We start from the raw sequence: 5,232 nt of genomic DNA on the forward strand, positions 1-5,232 counted from the left end.
CATCCGGGTGGGGAAGGCCGTTTCTTGGACGACGGGAGGGATCATCCGAAATCGTATGCACGAACTTCTTATCGTCCATCTGCAAACTTTAGATATTTAGACAATTATCTAAATATCTGGTATTGTAGAGTCAAGCCCACCGTCGAGAGGAGAATGATGCCGGGGGAGGGATTCAAGGCGTTGGCCGACCCCACGCGCCGGCGCATATTGGAGCTATTGCAGGCGAAGGATCTGACGGCAGGGGAGCTTGCCGAGCATTTCGACATCAGCAAGCCCTCGCTCAGCCATCATCTGGCAACGCTCAAGAATGCCGGTCTCGTGACCGACGAGCGGCACGGGCAGAACATCATATACAGCCTCAACACTACGGTCATGCAGGATTTGATCGGATGGTTTATGGGCTTCGTCAGCACCAAGGAGGACGAGCGACAATGAATGACAACAATTCCAGAGGTGGCCAGGGCATGGCTGGCATCCATGCCTACGTGTGGATTGGTCTCGTGATGATATCGTTGTTGAACGTCATGGCGCACCTTATCGCTATGCCAACGTTGCCTGAGCGCATTCCTGTGCATTGGGGTGTGGATGGTAGCGCGGACGGATGGGGTCCGCGCTGGGTTGCGCCTATTCTGGGCGCGCTTCCATTGGTTCTGCTGGCATTGTTTTACGCGACGCCGCGTCTTGACCCGAAAGGTTCCGCATACACCAAGTCCGGCGGCTTCTATCAGGGATTCGTGATTGCGTTCACGATTTTCATAGGCGCCATCGGCTGGTTCGGCGAACTCGCGTCTTGGGGACTTCTGGCCGGCAGGGGCATGGTCAACATCATCGTATCCGGGGGAATTGGCGCTCTTCTCATAGGCATGGGCAATTATCTGCCTCGCATCAGACAGAATTGCACACTCGGCATTAAAACCCCTTGGACTCTTGCCGACACGGATAATTGGAGGCGTACTCATCGATTCGGCGGGGTGTGCTTCATGGTGGTTGGCGTCGGTATAACCGCCTTGGGATTCATGAGCGGTCTATTGCCGGAAAGTTGGTTTTTAGTCGCGGTTATTATGCTTACAGCTGGTTCCATTGCCGTCGCGTACGGCTACTCATATCTTATTCGGCGCAAGTCCTACAACGGCTAATACGCGGTCGGATCCGTTATCTCGATTGTTGTTTTGCGGCCGTCGATTTTTATTCAACGGGCAGCAAGGGGTGGGGAGGTGAGGCTTCGTTTTGTAGGAAGCATAAGGCATTTCACCGCCTCGATATTGTCCTGACCTCCTTTATACAATCGCGGTTGCATTGAAATCCAAGGCATCTTCCGATATTCGACGGAACGGATGCCTCGTTGGATGCTTCTGCCAGATGTAAGCGAAATGGAAGGCGAAAGATGGCACTGAGCGCCGCAATCATCCTTGCCGCGGGCGAAGGCACCCGCATGCGTTCCAACAAACCGAAGGTGCTGCACACCTTGGCCGGCAAAACATTCCTCAACCGTGTGATGGACTCTGTATCGGCCCTCAACCCCGAAACGCTCGCCGTGGTGGTGCACTACCAGGCGGAACGCGTCGCCGAAGCCGCGCGCTCGTACAACGAGCACGTCACCATCGTCAACCAGGACGACAAGCCCGGCACCGGACGCGCGGTGCAGTGCGCGATGGCGCAGCTCAAGAAGCAGGGCGATTTAAACGGTGCAGTACTCATCACGGCATCCGACATGCCGCTGCTTGACCCGGAAACGCTGAACAGCCTGCTCGACTTCCACGAGCGCAGCGGCAACGGCGCGACCGTGCTCACCACCATTCTCGATGATCCGACCGGATACGGCCGCATCATCCGCGACAGCGAAGGCAACGTGCTGCGCATCGTGGAACAGAAAGACGCCAACAGCAGCGAACTGGCCGTGCACGAGGTGAACACCTCCGTATACGTTTTCGACGCGGACCTGCTTTCCGAGGCCATCGCCAACCTGAAATCCAACAACGCGCAGGGCGAGTTCTACCTGACCGACGCCCTCGAGACCGCCAAGGCCCACGGCGCGGTCGGCGCATACGCCGCGCCCGACCCACTGAGCGTGGAAGGCGTCAACGACCGCGTACAGCTCGCCGCGCTCGCCAAGGCCCACAACATCCGCGTATGCGAGCAGTGGATGCGCGACGGCGTGACCATTCTCGATCCGAACACCACTTGGATTGAGGATGACGTGCGCATCGGCCGCGACGCGGTGATTCTTCCGGGCAGCTTCCTTCAGGGGAGCACGGTGATTGGCGAAGGCGCTGAGATCGGCCCGTACACCACATTGATCAGCGCCACGATCGACGCCGACGCACACGTGGAACGTTCCCGCGTGCAGGAGACCCATATCGGCCGCGCGGCGAATATCGGACCGTGGACCTACCTGCGCCAGGGCAATGAGCTCGGAGAGGAATCCAAGGCCGGCGCCTTCGTGGAAATGAAGAAAGCGCACATCGGCAACGGCACCAAGGTGCCGCACCTGAGCTATGTCGGCGACGCCGATCTGGGCGAGCACACCAACATCGGCGGCGGCACCATCACCGCCAACTACGACGGCGTGCACAAGAACCACACCACCATCGGATCAAACGCCCACGTGGGCGCCGGCAATCTGTTCGTCGCACCCGTCAAGGTCGGCGACGGCGTCACCACCGGTGCCGGTTCCGTGGTCCGCCACGACGTGCCGTCCGATTCCATGGTCTATTCGGAAAACACACAACATGTAGTAGAGGGCTGGAAGCCCGAATGGGAGCGCTGAGCATGCCTGCATTACAAGATTCCATCAACGCCATCCGCATCGCCGCCGCAGCCGCGGACCGCATGAAGGCCACCGACATCGTGGCGTTCGACGTCACCGAGCCGCTGGCCATCACCGATGCGATGCTTATCGCCAGCGCGTCCAACGAGCGCCAGGTGCTCGCGGTCGCCGAAGAGGTCGAGAAGGACCTGTACCTCAAGTGCGGCAAGCGCCAGCCGCGTTCCCGCGAGGGCTTGACCGAAGGGCAGTGGGTGCTGCTCGACTACGGCGACTTCGTGATTCACATCATGCATCAGGAGTCCCGCGATTTCTACCGCCTCGAACGTCTGTGGAAGGATTGCCCGAGCATCGACTTGCAGCTCGCGCATCCCGAGAACACGGGTGAATCGGCCGATTCCGACGAGAGGTCCGACGAATCCGCGGAATCCGCCGAATAAGCATATGTCGTGCCTTCCCTCCGAACCGGTGTGGAAGGCACGACTTTTATATGGACTCTGATACGAGCCGTTCGAGCCATGAGCGATCATTGGCTGAACGCACGCACGAACAAGGGAAGGTCATCATGCCCCAAAACGACGAAAACCCAAGCGGCAACACTCCCGCCGCCGTTACTTCCGTTGCCTCTGCTGCCCATATGCAGCATGTGCGGTCCATTACTCTGGTCCGTCACGGACGCACGTCATATAACGCACAGCACCGTCTCCAGGGCCAAGTGGACATTCCGCTCGACGAAGTCGGCCGCTGGCAGGTCAAGCAGACCGCGCAGGCATTGCGCGAACTGTACGTCGACCATCAGAAAAAGGCCGTGAACCAGTTGGTGGTGTGCTCCGACCTCGGCCGTGCCGCCGCGACGGCGCATGCCTTCGCCGATCCGCTCGGTCTGGAGGTGCATCCGGATGCCCGCGTCAGGGAACGCAGCTTCGGGGATTGGGAAGGCGTATCCGTGGAGGAGCTTGCCGAACGATATCCGGAGGATTACCGTTCCTGGGCGGAATTCCGTGGCGGAGAGCTCAAATACGGCGCGGAGCCGAAGGACCATGTCGGGTGTCGAGGCGTCGAAGCGCTGAACGAATGGGTGCTGAAGGGTGGCGAAGATACCGACCTGTACGTGTTCTCCCACGGCGCATGGATTACACAGACCTTGCAGACGCTGCTCGGTCTCAATCAGGTGCATGACGATTTCGCCGACGTGCTGGCGATGCGCAACGCACATTGGACGCGTCTGGTTCCGCTGGAGATCGGTGGCACATTGCGGTGGCGGCTCGCCGAATACAACCACGGTCCGGCCATCGCCTACAGTGACCAATGGGAGAATCCGCGACTGTAAAAGACGTGTGTGGAAGGGATTCCACATTTTCAAGCTTTTCACAGAATCGCCAGTTCTTTTGAAGCGAAATTGGCTATTCTCATGGCTTGTGAAGAATTTTTTCAAGGGAATTTCCATTTCCTCGATTTCCGCAGGCGCGCTTGCGGCGGTGACGTCGTTCCTGATGTCGGCGAAAATCGGCATCGCGGGTTCCGTCATCGGAGTCGCGGCCGGTTCTATCGTATCGGCCGTTGCGACGCAGGTCTACAAGAACGTGCTCAAGGCATCGGGGGAGAAGCTGCAGAACGCCGTTTCGTCGAACGACGGTACGGCGCAAAATGACGGAAACGGCGAGGCCCGGTCTTCCGAATCTGATACCAAGCAGACCGGCGATGAGACCGCCGTCCTGACTGATGCGACATCGGTGATGCCGGCGGCTAAACCGCGGGTCATCGCCTCCGGGCAGGATGCCGGCGAACAGGCGGATGCTGGGGAGACCCGGGTTCTGGGCGATCTCGCCGATGTTGATGCAACGACTTCCTTGACACCGGTGCAAGATGGTCAGACGGGGAAGAGTTCCGCAACGGGCAAGAAGTTCGCTGGAGCCGCCCAAGTGCAGCATGCCGGCAAGAACGGAGCGAAATACCTTGCGTGGCTGCACGGCAAGCATGCGCCGATCATCATCGCCGTCGTCAGCGCCTTGGTCGGTGTGGGCATCAGCGCCGGGCTGATTCTTGCGTTCACCGGCGGGCAAGGAACCGACACCGTCGTGCGCGACGCCGTCCACCACTCCAAGAGCGTTCCTTCGCAGAAGGAGAACGACGACCAGAACGACCAGACCAACAGCGGCGTGACGCCCAACCCTGAATACAAGCCGTCCGACAACCAGAACGATGGCGAGAGCGAGAACGAGGGCACGGCCAAAGGTGACGGCCAATCGAAGGATACTTCGAAAGACGAATCATCTAACAGCGGCACCAGTGGCACCACTAACGGTGCTAACGGGAACTCCAATGGTTCCTCCTCCGGCAATTCGAGCGGTTCATCCTCGAGCTCCACGCCTGGTGGCAGCGGGTCCGGTTCCAGTTCCGGATCTGGCGCTTCAGGCGGTTCAACTGGAAGCCCAAGCCAGGGCAGCGGCTCCGGATCCGATAGCGGT

At 59.5% G+C, this 5,232-nt stretch carries 6 protein-coding genes; all 6 read left to right on the forward strand.

What is annotated here, in order from left to right:
- Positions 1 to 156: 156 nt before the first annotated feature.
- The gene (locus B3C64_RS04620; protein WP_291534053.1) at positions 157 to 435 is read left to right on the forward strand and encodes an autorepressor SdpR family transcription factor; all 279 of its coding nucleotides are present in this window, start codon (positions 157 to 159) and stop codon (positions 433 to 435) included.
- Positions 432 to 1,136, forward strand: a complete 705-nt coding sequence (locus tag B3C64_RS04625; RefSeq protein ID WP_291534055.1) for an SdpI family protein — start codon at positions 432 to 434, stop codon at positions 1,134 to 1,136. Before B3C64_RS04620 ends, B3C64_RS04625 begins: the two co-directional genes overlap by 4 nt.
- 248 nt (positions 1,137 to 1,384) lie before the next feature.
- Positions 1,385 to 2,767, forward strand: a complete 1,383-nt coding sequence (glmU, locus tag B3C64_RS04630) for a bifunctional UDP-N-acetylglucosamine diphosphorylase/glucosamine-1-phosphate N-acetyltransferase GlmU (protein ID WP_291534057.1) — start codon at positions 1,385 to 1,387, stop codon at positions 2,765 to 2,767.
- 2 nt (positions 2,768 to 2,769) lie between these two features.
- The gene (gene rsfS, locus B3C64_RS04635; RefSeq protein WP_291534059.1) at positions 2,770 to 3,204 is read left to right on the forward strand and encodes a ribosome silencing factor; all 435 of its coding nucleotides are present in this window, start codon (positions 2,770 to 2,772) and stop codon (positions 3,202 to 3,204) included.
- 197 nt (positions 3,205 to 3,401) lie between these two features.
- Positions 3,402 to 4,094, forward strand: coding sequence for a histidine phosphatase family protein (locus B3C64_RS04640; RefSeq protein ID WP_291534063.1), 693 nt, complete (start codon positions 3,402 to 3,404; stop codon positions 4,092 to 4,094).
- A gap of 7 nt (positions 4,095 to 4,101) precedes the next feature.
- On the forward strand, positions 4,102 to 5,232 hold a 1,131-nt coding region (locus B3C64_RS04645), incomplete at its 3' end, for a hypothetical protein (protein ID WP_291534061.1).

Origin of the sequence: Bifidobacterium sp. UBA6881 (assembly GCA_002451435.1) — a bacterium.
In the GTDB taxonomy this organism is placed as follows: Bacteria; Actinomycetota; Actinomycetes; order Actinomycetales; family Bifidobacteriaceae; genus Bifidobacterium.